General features: G+C 66.0%; 11 protein-coding genes. 8 read left to right on the plus strand and 3 right to left on the minus strand.

What is annotated here, in order from left to right; translation table 11 throughout:
• Positions 1–211: 211 nt before the first annotated feature.
• Positions 212–1,825 (minus strand): OprO/OprP family phosphate-selective porin, encoded by a 1,614-nt coding sequence (locus tag JQ635_RS38030; protein ID WP_211414886.1) that lies wholly within the window; start codon positions 1,823–1,825, stop codon positions 212–214.
• A gap of 313 nt (positions 1,826–2,138) precedes the next feature.
• Here JQ635_RS38030 and JQ635_RS38035 point away from each other — a divergent pair, with 313 nt between their 5' ends.
• From JQ635_RS38035 to JQ635_RS38045, 3 genes are read left to right on the plus strand one after another with little or no spacing between them, the layout of a single operon-like run.
• Positions 2,139–3,545, plus strand: coding sequence for a DegQ family serine endoprotease (locus JQ635_RS38035; RefSeq protein ID WP_211414887.1), 1,407 nt, complete (start codon positions 2,139–2,141; stop codon positions 3,543–3,545).
• Positions 3,542–4,879 (plus strand): replication-associated recombination protein A, encoded by a 1,338-nt coding sequence (locus tag JQ635_RS38040; protein ID WP_211414888.1) that lies wholly within the window; start codon positions 3,542–3,544, stop codon positions 4,877–4,879. Before JQ635_RS38035 ends, JQ635_RS38040 begins: the two co-directional genes overlap by 4 nt.
• 52 nt (positions 4,880–4,931) lie before the next feature.
• Positions 4,932–6,170, plus strand: a complete 1,239-nt coding sequence (locus JQ635_RS38045) for an RluA family pseudouridine synthase (RefSeq protein WP_211414889.1) — start codon at positions 4,932–4,934, stop codon at positions 6,168–6,170.
• Between the two features lie 195 nt (positions 6,171–6,365).
• Here JQ635_RS38045 and JQ635_RS38050 read toward each other — a convergent pair whose 3' ends face one another.
• Positions 6,366–6,812, minus strand: coding sequence for a hypothetical protein (locus tag JQ635_RS38050; RefSeq protein ID WP_211414890.1), 447 nt, complete (start codon positions 6,810–6,812; stop codon positions 6,366–6,368).
• A gap of 75 nt (positions 6,813–6,887) precedes the next feature.
• Between JQ635_RS38050 and JQ635_RS38055 the strand changes: the two genes are divergently transcribed.
• The 5 genes from JQ635_RS38055 to JQ635_RS38070 all read left to right on the plus strand — a co-directional run bounded on the left by JQ635_RS38055 (position 6,888) and on the right by JQ635_RS38070 (position 11,248).
• Positions 6,888–7,682, plus strand: coding sequence for an ATP12 family chaperone protein (locus JQ635_RS38055; protein WP_211414891.1), 795 nt, complete (start codon positions 6,888–6,890; stop codon positions 7,680–7,682).
• A 57-nt stretch (positions 7,683–7,739) separates the two neighbouring features.
• The gene (locus JQ635_RS39145; RefSeq protein WP_246584037.1) at positions 7,740–9,368 is read left to right on the plus strand and encodes a flagellar hook-length control protein FliK; all 1,629 of its coding nucleotides are present in this window, start codon (positions 7,740–7,742) and stop codon (positions 9,366–9,368) included.
• Positions 9,365–9,628 (plus strand): EscU/YscU/HrcU family type III secretion system export apparatus switch protein, encoded by a 264-nt coding sequence (locus tag JQ635_RS38060; RefSeq protein WP_038956401.1) that lies wholly within the window; start codon positions 9,365–9,367, stop codon positions 9,626–9,628. The genes JQ635_RS39145 and JQ635_RS38060 overlap by 4 nt, the downstream gene beginning before the upstream one ends.
• Positions 9,629–9,703: 75 nt before the next feature.
• Positions 9,704–10,522 carry a class D beta-lactamase gene (gene blaOXA, locus JQ635_RS38065; protein ID WP_211414893.1) on the plus strand — a complete coding sequence of 273 codons (819 nt, stop codon included), beginning with the start codon at positions 9,704–9,706 and terminating at the stop codon, positions 10,520–10,522.
• A gap of 69 nt (positions 10,523–10,591) precedes the next feature.
• Complete coding sequence (locus JQ635_RS38070; protein ID WP_211414894.1) at positions 10,592–11,248, plus strand: carboxymuconolactone decarboxylase family protein; 657 nt, start codon at positions 10,592–10,594, stop codon at positions 11,246–11,248.
• A 143-nt stretch (positions 11,249–11,391) separates the two neighbouring features.
• On the opposite strand, the gene JQ635_RS38075 is transcribed toward JQ635_RS38070, so the two are convergent.
• A complete protein-coding gene (locus tag JQ635_RS38075) occupies positions 11,392–12,384 on the minus strand; it encodes a dienelactone hydrolase family protein (protein WP_211414895.1) in 993 nt (330 codons plus the stop codon).
• Between the last annotated feature and the right edge of the window lie 28 nt (positions 12,385–12,412).

Here is a 12,412-nt window from a genome sequence, read left to right on the forward strand (position 1 = left end):
CACACAGACTTCCGATTCTGGAATCCCCTGTGGCCAACCCGAGTCAATCCGCCGCACTAGATACGTGCATGCCCTAGTGCGAACGCAGGGACCCGTGACCACAGGGAGAAGTTGTGGCGCGAGCCGGCAACTCCGAGTCCTCGCCAAACTCAATCCTGTGGCTATGGGTCCCGGGTTCGCGCTATCGCGCGCCCCGGGACGACGAGTGAGCCTAGAACGCGAACTGCGTGCGCATCGCGATGGCGTCGAACTTCGAGCCGACATCGGCAGTCGAGACCGGCGAGGCCTGCTTCGACACCGTGCCATGCAGATAGTCCAGCATGAAGCGGACATTGCCGTTGACGTACCAGTTCAGAGCGAGCGTGTAGACGGTCTGCCGGCCGCCGGCGATGCCGGTGGCGCTCCCAAGCTGATCGTTGAGGTCGAGGGTCGAAAAGCGCCCCGCGATCTCCCACGCGCCCCAGCCGCCGCCTTCGAGCGAGAACGGGTGCGCCGGCTTGACGCCGCTATAGGCTGCATTCGCCGCATTGTAGCTGCGGCTCTCGCCCGTCAGCACGTAGCCGGCCTGCGCATAGCCGCCCTGGAATTTGAGGCTCGGCGCACCCAGCGGCGGCAGGCCGGTATTGGCGCTGCGATCGATGTTGAACCAGAAATACTCGCCCTGCAGGATCAGCGGTCCGTAGGTGGCGGCCGCTTCGACGCTGTAGACCTGTGCGCCGGAGGCATTGGCGATCGCGCCGGTCGTCGCCAGTGCCGTCGGATCGATGCGCAGTTCCGGACGATCGTTCAGCGTCACCGTCTGCGCGCCCGTCACGAGGTTACGCGTCGGTTGGATCAGCCACTCTGCGTTGCCGCCGAGATGGACCGAGTAGTCCTTGCCGCTGACGACCTGGCCGGCGACACGGGCGACCGCGCCATACTGTTCGGTGGTGCCGTTCGGCGTAGCGCTCGAGGCGGAATGGATCGCACCCGTGGCGGGACCGGTTACATAGGCGCCAGCCCAGAACACGTCATTGTACCAGCGCGTGCCGATGGCCGAGCGAAAGTCGCCTGCGGCGATGCTGGTGGCGACGACGCCTGCCGAGGCGCGCTCCATGAACAAGATGTCGTTGGAGCTTGTGGCTTCATCGAGCGTGTAGGGGAGGTCCATGATGCCGCCTTCGATGGCCATCTTGCCGCCGAACGGCTTCAATCCCGTGTAGCTCAGATAAGCGTTCTCCACGCCGGATAAGCCGCCGCCCGGGAGCGATCCCGGCGCCGCGCCGCCAAATCCGTCGGACGAGCCGCCGAAATCGTAGATCAATGCAAAGTTCCAGTCGTTGAAGAATTTGCCGGTGACGCCGATGCGCGCGCGGCGGACGTTCTCGCCGCTGTCGAGCTTCTGCGGCACGGTGCCTGCCGTGTTGGGACGATAGTCATAGCCGCCGACATCCCAGTGGAGGCGGCTGGTGATGGCCACACAGTTTGCCCCGTCGGCGGTGCAGATGGTCGGTCGGTTGTTCGGCATCGTCACGACGACGCCGGATACCGGCGCCGCGCCCTTGACCGGATACGCGGCGTTTGCATTGGCCACCACCGCCTTGGCTTCCGAACGCGCTTCGGCTTTCGCCTCAGCCTTGGCGTCGGCTCTTGCCTTCGCCGTGGCCGCCGTATTCGCGGCGGTCTGGCTCTGGAGCTTGTCGAGCTTCTGCTCCAGCAGCTTCAGCTGCTGCTTCAGCAGCGCGATTTCCTGCTCGCTGTTGCTTGCCGATTGGGCTTGGGCCTGCGAGGCCGCCAGCGCGCCGGCGAGACCAATCGCCGTGGCTGCAAGTCTTGTCCTGCTCACGTTATGCCTCCATCGTTTGACGAACTTCCCAAGTCGCGAACGGAGAGCCTAGGTGTGATCGATGACTGCCCCGCGACGCTGCGCCCGGTTGCGCGGTTCCCACTGATGTAAATTCGCTGCAACCGAATCCGCTTCTCACCACAATGCTGGATGATGCGCATCATGCCAATGGACAGTCCGGCCAAATTGCCTGATTCGCACGCGGGGCTTGCAGGCCGGACACACCGGGGAAGGGGCCGAATATTGCCGCCCGGCGCCCTTCTATTGGGGGGCGAAGGCGCCTATATTCCGTCGTCTTTTCCAAGAGGTAGGAATGTTTCGATCGACCTGGACTGCCGCCGTCACGGCATTATGCGTGGCCTTTTCGGCCCACTTCAATCCGACTGCTGCGCAGGACCGTCGGGTCCCGTCCTCGCCGGCCGAGCTGCGGCTGTCCTATGCACCGATCGTGCAGCGAGTGCAGCCGGCGGTCGTCAACGTCTATGCCGCGAAGGTAGTGCAGAACCGCAACCCGCTGCTGGACGATCCGATCTTCCGCCGCTTCTTCGGCGTGCCCGGCCAGCAGCCCGAGCAGATGCAGCGCTCGCTCGGCTCCGGCGTCATCGTCGATGCCTCCGGCCTCGTCGTCACCAACGTCCACGTCATCGAGGGCGCGGACCAGGTCAAGGTGTCGCTGTCGGACAAGCGCGAGTTCGAGGCCGAGATCCTGCTCAAGGATTCGCGCACTGATCTCGCCGTGCTGCGCCTGAAGGACACTAAAGAGAAGTTTCCGACGCTCGACTTCACCAATTCGGACGAGCTGCTGGTCGGTGACGTCGTGCTCGCGATCGGCAATCCCTTCGGCGTCGGCCAGACGGTGACGCACGGCATCATCTCGGCGCTGGCGCGCACGCAGGTCGGCATCACCGACTACCAGTTCTTCATCCAGACCGATGCGGCGATCAATCCCGGCAATTCCGGCGGCGCGCTGGTCGACATGAGCGGCAAGCTCGCCGGCATCAACACCGCGATCTATTCGCGCTCCGGCGGCTCGCAGGGCATCGGCTTTGCGATTCCCGCCAACATGGTGCGCGTCGTCGTCGCCTCCGCCAAGAGCGGCGGCAAGGCGGTGAAGCGTCCCTGGCTTGGGGCGAAATTGCAGGCGGTGACGCCGGAGATCGCCGAGAGCCTCGGCCTGCGCTCGCCGACCGGTGCGCTGGTCGCGAGCGTGGTGTCGAACGGCCCCGCGGCCAAGGCCGGCCTGAAATCCTCCGATCTCATCACCGGGATCGACGGCCAGGCCGTGGATGACCCCAACGCCTTCGACTATCGCTTCGCGACGCGCCCGCTGGGCGGCACGGCGCAGATCGACGTGCAGCGCGGCGGCAAGCCGGTCAAGCTGACCGTGGCGCTGGAGACCGCGCCCGACACAGGCCGCAACGAGCTCGTTATTACCGCGCGTTCGCCGTTCCAGGGCGCGAAGGTTTCGACCATCACGCCGGCGGTTGCCGACGAGCTGCATCTGGACGCCGATACCGAAGGCGTCGTGATCGCCGATCTCGGCGGCGACAGCGCCGCGGCGAGTGTGGGCTTCCAGAAGGGTGACATCATCCTCGCCGTCAACAGCCAGAAGATCAGCAAGACCGGCGATCTCGAGAAGGCCGCGGGCGAGCGCCCGCGGATCTGGCGCATCACGCTGGTGCGCGGCGGTCAGCAGATCAACGTTACGCTGGGCGGATGAGTTCGAAGCGACCACAGGAGACGCCAACGCTCTTCGCCGCGGCGGGGCTCGATCACGAGGCTCCGCATCCGCTGCCGGATCGCTTGCGTCCGCGTGCGCTGTCGGAGGTCGTCGGCCAGGATCACATCCTCGGCCTCGACGGCGCGCTGACGCGCATGCTGGAGACGCGCACGCTCGGATCGCTGGTGTTCTGGGGCCCGCCCGGCACCGGCAAGACCACGGTGGCGCGGCTGCTGGCGGACGCCACCGATCTGCATTTCGAGCAGATCTCCGCGGTGTTCTCCGGCGTCGCCGACCTGAAGAAGGCGTTCGACGCCGCGCGCGCCCGCCGCGAGATGGGCAAGGGCACACTGCTGTTCGTCGACGAGGTGCACAGATTCAACCGCGCCCAGCAGGACTCGTTTCTGCCTGTGATGGAGGACGGCACGGTGGTGATGGTCGGCGCGACCACCGAAAACCCATCCTTCGAGCTCAATGCGGCGTTGCTCTCTCGCGCGCGCGTGCTGGTGTTCCGCTCGCTCGACGCCGCCGCGATCGAGAAGCTGTTCGCGCATGCCGAGGCGGTCGAGGGCAGGAAGCTCCCGCTCGATGCCGAGGCGCGCGCGGTGCTGGTGCGCATGGCCGATGGCGATGGCCGCGCGTCGCTGACGCTCGCCGAGGAGGTCTGGCGTTCGGCGCGTGCGGACGAGATTTTCAATGCAGCGCAATTGCAAGACATCCTGCAGCGGCGTGCACCGATCTACGACAAGTCGGCCGACGGCCACTACAATCTGATCTCGGCGCTGCATAAATCGGTGCGCGGCTCCGATCCCGACGCCGCGCTCTATTATCTCGCGCGCATGCTGGACGCCGGCGAGGACCCGCTGTTCCTGGCGCGCCGCGTCGTGCGCATGGCGGTCGAGGATATCGGCCTTGCCGATCCGCAGGCGCTCGTCATCGCCAATGCCGCGAAGGATGCGTTCGACTTCCTCGGTCATCCCGAGGGCGAGCTCGCCATTGCCCAGGCCGTGGTCTATCTCGCCACCGCGCCGAAATCGAATGCGGTCTACACCGCCTTCGGCACGGCGATGCAGGTCGCAAAGCAGGCCGGCTCGCTGCTGCCGCCAAAACACATCCTGAACTCGCCGACCAAGCTGATGAAGTCGGAGGGCTACGGCTCCGGCTACGCATACGACCACGACGCCCCCGACGCGTTCTCAGGCCAAGACTACTTCCCGGAAGCCCTGGGCCGCCAGACCTTCTACGACCCGCCCGAGCGCGGCTTCGAGCGCGAGATCCGGAAGCGGCTGGATTACTGGGCCAAGCTGCGTAAGGAGCGGGGCGGTTCGCGCTAGAGGCGGCCATTTCGCCGTGACGAAAGGCCGCTTTTAGGGTACGCAGGCATTCATGAGCCGCCGCATCAAGAGAATGAATCCAAAGCCCCGTTCGCGTGACGAGCGCGATGACGCACGCCCGTTGAAGGCGCGCAGCGCGAAGAAGGCCGGGCCGCGTCCGGGCGGCAAGCCCGGCGGTAAGCCGCCGCGCTTTGCCGGAGAGCGTGCCGAGCGGCGTGCCCCCGAGCGCGCCGAGCGGCGTCCGGCTAAAGCCGCCCAGGACAGGCCTGCGCCGGAGAAGCCGGTCGAGGCGCTGCTGCCGACCAAGGTGCAGACTGTCATCGTCACGGCCGACGAGAACAACATGCGCGTCGACCGCTTCCTCGAGGCGCGCTTTCCCGGCCTGTCGTTCTCCCACATCCAGCGCGTCGTCCGCAAAGGCGAGCTGCGCGTCGACGGCAAGCGTGTCGACAGCAAGGACCGACTGGAGGAGGGCCAGAGCGTCCGCATTCCGCCGCTGAAGCTCGACGCGCCGAAGGTTGTCGGCGAGCTGTCGGAGGCTGCGCAGAAGACGCTCAAGGCGCTGAAGGAGATGACGATCTGGGAGGACGACGACGTCCTCGTGCTGAACAAGCCGGCGGGCCTTGCGGTGCAAGGCGGCTCGGGCATGACGCGGCACATCGACCAGATGCTGGAGGTGATGCGCGATGCCAAGGGCCAGAAGCCGCGGCTCGTGCACCGCATCGATCGCGAGACCTCGGGCTGTCTCCTCATTGCCAAGACGCGCTTTGCCGCCTCGCATCTGACCGGCGCTTTTCGTTCGAGATCGGCGCGAAAGGTCTATTGGGCGCTGGTGCCGGGGCTGCCGAAGCCGAAGCAGGGACGCATCTCCACCTTCCTCGCGAAGGAAGAGAGCGAGGACGACACCATCATGCGCATCGCCCAGCATGGCGACGAGGGCGCCAGCCACGCGGTGACGTACTACGCCGTGGTCGAGACCGCCGGCAACAAGCTGACCTGGGTGTCCTTGAAGCCGGTGACCGGCCGCACCCACCAGCTCCGCGCGCACATGGCCCATATCGGCCATCCCATCATCGGTGATCCCAAATATTTCAACATCGAGAACTGGGAGCTGCCGGGCGGCCTGCAAAACCGGCTGCATCTGCTCGCGCGCCGCATCGTCATTCCGCATCCGCGCGGCGGCGTGATCGACGCCACCGCGCCGCTACCGCCGCACATGCAGCAGTCGTGGAATCTGCTCGGGCTCGATGCGAGCCGGTTCGACCCGATCGAGAACGCGCCGGAGGAGTAGGGCTGAGCTTGGGGCTAGGGTGTTTCCCCAAAGTCGTCCTGGCGAAAGCCAGGACCCATTACCACAGGGAGGAGTTTGACGAAGACTCGTCGTTTGGTACTTCGACTTGGTCCTCTCGATAGATCACGCGGTATGGGTCCTGGCTTTCGCCAGGACGACAGCGGAATGTTTGGCGACCAGCGTCCCCACACATCCTCAATTCCGAAACTGCTCCAGAAACATCCGCAAGCTGTCGTGCGGACTCTCGACATCGGTGATCAGCCAACCCTCGGGTCCGTTGACCAGGACGAAGTTCAGCGCCACTCGGCGGCCGTGATTGTCGAAATTCGCCGCGACATAGGTCTTGTCGTACTGCTTGCGGACGACCGCGATCGTAACAGGGCCGAGCTTCCAGCTCGGGCTCTGCACCAGGAAATCATAGGGCTCGATCCTCGGCGCGCTCCAGGCCTTGCGCAGGGGCAGATCGAAGAACTGGCGGGCGGTCCCGGCGTCGCGCGGCAGGCCTTTTGACAGCTCCGGCGCGCCTTCGCCGTAATGGGCGTAGACGTTGCGGACCAGCGATTCCGGGGTGCGGAAGCCGGCCTCGGCCGCGGCCAGCCAAAATCCTGCCAACAGGGCCCCAATGCCCGCAAGTTCCCTCATGCCCGCCGCTCGCTTTATCGGCTGCCGGTCTTATCTTACAAGCCTAGCATCCAGCGACCGGGACCGAAAACTCACATGCGCGAATTGTTCGAAGAAGCCGCGGGGCAGCCCCCGCCGGATCCACGGGAATCGGCGCGCCAGTCCGCGCGCACGCCGCTGCGCAAGCGCTTCTACAAGGCAACCGGCGTCACGGATGCCGAGGGCGGCTTCGCCATCACGCTCGACGGCAAACCGATCCGCACGCCCTCCGGCCGGCAAGTGATCATTCCCACGCGCGCGCTGGCCGATGCGGTGGCCGCCGAATGGGCGGCCCAGGGCGAGACGATCGATCCTGTCACCATGCCGCTGACCCGGATCGCCAACAGCGTGGTCGAGGGCGTCATCGACCGTGTCGAACTCGTCAGCGACGACCTCGCGAAATACTTCGAGTCCGACCTGCTGTTCTATCGCGCCGGCCATCCCGAGGGGCTGGTCGCCCGCGAGGCGGCGCATTGGGACCCCGTGCTGTTCTGGGCCGCGGAGACGCTGGGGGCGCATTTCATCCTGTCCGAGGGCGTCATGCATGTGAAGCAGCCGGACGAGGCGCTGAAGGCCGCCCGGGCCGCGCTGCCCGGCGATGCCTGGTCGGTCGCCGCGCTCCACATGGTGACGACCCTGACCGGCTCGGCGCTGCTGGCACTGGCGCTCGCCCATGGCGTGCGCGATGCGGACCAGGTCTGGACCGCCGCTCATGTCGATGAGGACTGGAACGTCGAGAAATGGGGCGTGGACGAGGAGGCAGCCGCCCGCCGCGCCGCCCGCCTGAAGGATTTTGAGGCCGCCGTGACGGTTCTGGCAGCCGTGAAGCCGCCGGCGGCCCAAGGTCCTTAACGAGAGGTTTACGAGGGGGCCTTAGGGTGGGGGCTAGCGTTTTCCGGGCCCCTTGAGATGCCGACGCCGATAAGCTCGATCCTTCCGGTCAGTGCCGCCAGCCCTGTGGCTGATGCGGCGACGCCCGATCTCGTGCTCCAGGCCGGCAGTGTCGTCGATGCCAGGGTGGTCAGCGTCATGGCCGACAATCTGGTGCGGATCGCGATCGCCAATTTGTCGATGGACGTGATGTCGGAGGTGTCGCTGACGCCGGGGCAAAACCTCCAGCTCGCGGTCTCGCAGAACGACGGCACCATCCGGCTCGCCGTCATGAACGGGGCAGGCGAGGCGACCGCCGATCAGATCACGCTGACCCCACGCGCAGCCTCTCTCGTGGATAGCCCGCCGCTTGCGCCCACTATGAGCGCACCGCGCAACACGCTGACGCCATTGGAGCAGGTCGCCGTCACCGCCGCTTCGGCCGAGGCGGTGACAAAACAGGGCAGCCAGGCGCCGCTGTTCGCCAATCTGGCCTCCGTCGTCACAGGAAGCGATTTGCCAGCGGGACTGAAGCAGGCAGTGCTCGACGTGCTGGCGCAGCAGACGCCGCTCAACACCGCGCTCGATGGCGGCGATATCGAAACCGCGTTCCAGAAGTCCGGACTGTTTCTTGAGGCTTCATTGGCCGCAGGCACAACCGCGTCCCCGGGTGCGACGCCGGACTTGAAGGCCGCGCTGCTGGTGCTGCGCCAGACACTGGCCACCCTTGAGACCACCGTGCCGCAGGCGCCGGCGCAAGGCGCGGCGCTGCCGCCGCGTGATGCGGCCACGACGCAGACCGCAGCTTTCGCGCTTCAAGTGGCGGGCGAGGCGGCACAGGCGGCATTGCCGTCGCCCGATGCCGAAGGAACCCAGCGGATCCAATTGCCACGCAGCGCTGCGCTTGCAGCCGCCGTGCTGGCGGAGATGGCGGGCGGCAATCCGCAAGGCCCGATGCAGCGAACCATGTCCGCAGGCCTTGCTGCGAGCCTGCTGCAAGAGGTCACGCAAAACCTGCCGCGCATGCTCGGCAATGTACCGGGCTCGAACAAGGCCGTGCCTGATGGTCATGTGTTCGAGGCCGCCGCGCGCGCGACCACACCACCGCCGTTTCGCGGAGCGCTGCCGGCGCCGCAGGCTATCGCCGCGCCGTCGCTCGCGCCGGATACGCCGCTGGCCGCGACCGTGCATCGCCTGCTCGACGACACCGATGCCGCGATCGCGCGACAGACGCTGCTTCAGGTCGCCTCGCTCCCCGATCGCACCGATGCCAGCGGTCACCGCATCGATCCGGCCGTGCCGCAATGGAATTTCGAGATCCCCTTCGCGACCCCGCAGGGCACCGCGATGGCGCAGTTCGAGATCTCGCGCGACGGCGGCAATGAATCCGCCGATCCCGCCAGGCGCGCCTGGCGTGCGCGCTTCACGCTCAATGTCGAGCCGGCAGGCCCGGTGCATGCCCTGATTACGCTCAACGGTGACAAGACCTTCGTGCGGATGTGGGCGGAGCGGCCGGCGACCGCACAGCAGCTCCGCGCCGGGATCGGCGAGCTCAGTCAGGCGATGACGCGGGCCGAGCTCAAGCCCGGCGATATCGTCGTGCGCGACGGCACGCCTCCGCAGCCGGCGCCGGCCCGCGCCGGCCACTTCCTGGATCGCGCCACATGAGCGATCCATCCAAGCTCGCAATCGCCCTGCATTACGAGAAGGGCACCAATGCGCCCGTCGTCGTCGCCAAGGGCAAGGGCACGATCGGCGAAAAGATCGTCGAGATCGCCAAGGCCAACGACATCCCGATCGAGGAGAACGAGATCCTGGCCGGCGCGCTGTCCAAGGTCGAGCTCGGCGAGGAGATCCCGCCCGATCTCTACAAGGCGGTCGCCGAAGTGCTGGTGTTCGTGCTGCGGCTGTCGGGCCGGGGACGGTAGAACCTACCTGTCATCGTTTCACCACGTAGCGGCTGCATCGTCGCGCGCGCCCTCATCGTTCAACGGATATCAGTCTTGCTCACCCGCCGCTCCACCCTCGGTCTTCTCGCCGCAACCGCGATCCTGCCACAACGGGCATTCGCCCATGTTGCGCCGCCGCGCAACGAGATCCGGGATAGTCTTGCCAAGCGCTTCACCGATCTCGGCACATCAGGCACCTTCGTCGGCTACAAGGTCGAGGATTATCTGATCGTCGCTTCCGACAAGGAGCGCTCGGGCGAGGGCAAGCTGCCGGCTTCGACCTTCAAGATTCCGAACTCGCTGATCGCGCTGGAGACGGGTGTCGCTGCCGATCCCGACAAGGACGTGTTCCCCTGGGACGGTGTGAAGCGGCCGATCGAGGCCTGGAACAAGGACCACACGCTGCGCAGCGCGATCGCGGTGAGCGCGGTGCCGGTCTATCAGGAGATCGCGCGGCGCATTGGACAAGAGCGCATGCAGAAATATGTCGACGAGTTCGACTACGGCAATCGCGACATCGGCGGCGGAATCGACCAGTTCTGGCTCACCGGGAATTTGCGCATCGATCCGGTCGAGCAGATCGATTTCGTCGATCGCTTGCGCCGTCGTGCGCTGCCGATCTCAAAGCGCAGCCAGGACCTCGTCGCCGACATCCTGCCGGTGACCAAGGTCGGCGACAGCGTGATCCGTGCCAAGTCCGGTCTCCTGGGCGCCGAGCGCGGCGAGCCGTCGCTCGGCTGGATGGTCGGCTGGGCCGAGAAGGGCGAGGCGCACACCGTGTTCGCGCTCAACATGGATTGCAAGGAGCCACGTCTCGTCGGCGAGCGCATGCCGCTGACGCAAGCCTGTCTTGCCGAGATCGGCGCGATCTAGCGTTACCGCGCCGTCGTCGCTCGATTAGCATCCTCCCGACCAAGCAAGAACAAAGGTCGGGAGGAGACAATGAACTCAACACCGCTCTGGCTGTCGTCGCTCACGCTTGCCGCCGCCGGCGGCTGGCTCGCCGCCACGATGTTTGCTGCACCCGCCACCAGCAAGGAGCCGCGCTTTCCGCAGCTCACCATGGACCAGCTCGATGCCAGGCAGAAGCCGCTCGGCGAGCAGATCATGAAAGTGTCGAGCGTCGGAATCGGCGGTCCCTACAATCCGATGATCCGCAGCCCGGTGCTCGGCCAGCGCCTGTTCGACCTGTTCTACTATCTGCGCTGGGAGACCTCGGTCCCCACCAAGCTCAACGAGTTCGCAATCCTGATCATCGGCCGGCAGTGGCGCTCGCAGGTGGAGTGGTTCGCGCACGCGCCGCTCGCGGCCAAGGCGGGCCTGTCGGCCGACATCATCGCGGAGCTGAAGGCGAACAAGCGGCCGTCGAAGATGGCCGAGGACGAGGCGGTGGTCTACGATTTCGTCACCGAGATCACCACGACCAAGAAGGTCACGGACGAGACCTATGCGCGGGCGAAGAAGGTGTTCAGCGATCAGCAGATCGTTGATCTCACCGCGGTCGCCGGCAATTACGTGATGGTCGCGATGCTGCTGGCGATGGCGGAAGAGACGGTGCCGCCGGACAAGCAGGAGCCGTTTAGGCCGGGTGAGCCGTAGGGGGAGGAGCGCGCGACAAACTGCGATTCCGTAGGGTGGGCAAAGGCGCGCAGCGCCGTGCCCACCATCTCTTTATACGTCATCCATTTGGTGGGCACGCTTCGCTTTGCCCACCCTACTGCGTCGGTGCAAGCTCCGCAGTCTCAGCCCAGCTTGAACAACACCTGCAAAAACTCCTCCACCGCTTTGCGCGACTCCGCGGCCGTCTTCGGATTGCCGCCGACATGCGGGTTGAGCTCGACGCAGGCATCCTTGTAGGTGAACGGCGCGTTGGTATCGCCATTCATCAGCACGCCGCCGTCACCTTCCCTAATCTTGCAGTTGCGCACGGTCTGCGCATTCGCCGACACCGCTACCGTGTTGGCGCCGAGCAGGCCACTGTCAAAGCCATGCGCGCTGTCGGGGTATTCGGTCAGCACCACGTCCCGCCCGGCGGTCTTGAGCCGCTCGACGAAGGCCTTGCAGCTCCTCACGGGATTGTAGTCGTCGGGCGTGCCGTGAAAGATGCGGATCGGGCGCGCTGCCACGTCGTTGTCGCCAACATAGGTCGTCGAGCAATCCGGATAGAACGGAATGTAGGCCGCGAACTGGATGCCTGACTTGTTCCAGAGCTTGTTGAAGCGCTCGAGGCTGGCATAGAGCGTTGCCTGGCCGCCGCGCGAAAAACCCATCAGCACGATGCGATCAGGATCGACGCGCGGATGCTTGGCCAAAATCTCCAGCGAGCGGTAGATGTCCACGATCAGGTTGAGCCGGCCGAGCAGGGCCTGGTTCGGCCCGACCACCGTCAGGCCGCGGCCGGTAAAGCCGTCGATCACGAAGGTCGAGATGCCCATGGCGTTGAAGGCATGCACCCAGGCCTCGGTGGTGGCGCCGACGCCGCTGGAGCCGTGCATCAGCACCACGACGGGCAACTTGCCGGTGCCTTGCGCAACGCGGAATTCGCCGGCAACCGTCACCGCCTTGCCGGCGGCCGCATCGCCGCTCAAAAATTGCTGGTCGGAGAGGGTGAGCGAGGGGATCGGGTAGATCTCGGCGCGCGTTGCGACTTCCTTGGGAAGCGCCTGCGCATTGGCGAGGACGGTGGAAACGCAGAGCGCAATGAGCACCATGGCGGCGCGGAATGCCGTCGGCATCGGATCCTCCCTTGTGATTTTCGGGGAG

The organism is Bradyrhizobium iriomotense (assembly GCF_018130765.1).
GTDB lineage: Bacteria > Pseudomonadota > Alphaproteobacteria > Rhizobiales > Xanthobacteraceae > Bradyrhizobium > Bradyrhizobium iriomotense_A.